This window comes from Phaeobacter sp. 11ANDIMAR09, assembly GCF_001294455.1.
Taxonomy (GTDB): domain Bacteria; phylum Pseudomonadota; class Alphaproteobacteria; order Rhodobacterales; family Rhodobacteraceae; genus Pseudophaeobacter.
The window spans coordinates 1-1,030 of the sequence record NZ_LIKT01000090.1; the positions used below are offsets into that span (position 1 = coordinate 1).

General features: G+C 53.9%; 1 protein-coding gene. It reads right to left on the reverse strand.

The genetic code is table 11. The features are described from left to right. Positions 1-38: 38 nt before the first annotated feature. A protein-coding gene (locus AN476_RS22740; RefSeq protein WP_157063865.1) for an IS5 family transposase occupies positions 39-796 on the reverse strand; the annotation gives its coding sequence in 2 pieces (ribosomal slippage) (positions 39-475 and positions 475-796; 759 coding nt in all). Positions 797-1,030 lie beyond the last annotated feature (234 nt).

The following is a 1,030-nucleotide window of genomic DNA, read 5'->3' on the forward strand; positions in this document are numbered from 1 at the left end:
ACAGGTTTTGGCGTAAACTAGGCTCCAGACTCATTGATTTACAGCCAGAATAGGACTGTAGCAGCGAGAGCGATGGCCGAGAGGAATACCTTTGGGCATCTGTCATATCTGGTGGCGACACGTCGCCAATCCTTCAGACGTCCGAACATGATCTCAATGCGGTTGCGTCGTTTGTAGCGGCGCTTGTCGTATCGGACGGGCTTGTTGCGTGACTTTCGTGCTGGGATACAGGGCTTTATTCCCTTGTCATTAAGGGCTTCGCGGAACCAGTCGGCGTCATAGCCTCGATCTCCCAGCAGCCAGTTAGCCGATGGCAGACTGTTCACCAGAGCCCTGGCGCCCGTGTAATCGCTCACCTGCCCAGCGGATATGAAGAAGCGGATGGGGCGTCCCAGACTGTCAGTAACAGCGTGCAGTTTCGTATTCATACCACCCTTAGTGCGCCCTATCAGCCTGCCACGCCCCCCTTTTTCAACCGCAGGCTGGAAGCCGTGCGGTGCGCTTTGAGGTATGTTGCGTCAATCATGATGGTCCTATGATCGGTTCCCCGCGCAGCCAGCCCGTTCATGATCCGAGCGAACACACCCATATCGCTCCATCGTTTCCAGCGATTGTAAAGTGTCTTTGGCGGCCCATATTCGCGCGGCGCATCGGACCAACGTAACCCATTGCGATTTATGAAGATAATTCCACTGAGAACGCGTCGATCATCAACCCTCGGCTTTCCATGGCTCTTTGGAAAGTAAGGCTGAAGCCGCGCCATCTGCTCGTCAGTCAACCAGAATAGATTGCTCATGTTATACCCCTGAAACTCACGGGTATGAATCACGCAGGCCGGATGACAGCAACCAAATTAATAGGTCCAGAACCTAAGCTACTTTTTGCACCCGATGATCGGGTTAAGTTGTTTCGTTTCGCTGCCAGTAGATCACAGCGGGTGGTTGGCCGCCAAGGGCGGAGCGCGGGCATTCGACTTGATGACGGCTTAAGCACTGACAATGGACATTGAACGCTTGAGAATGAACGGCAA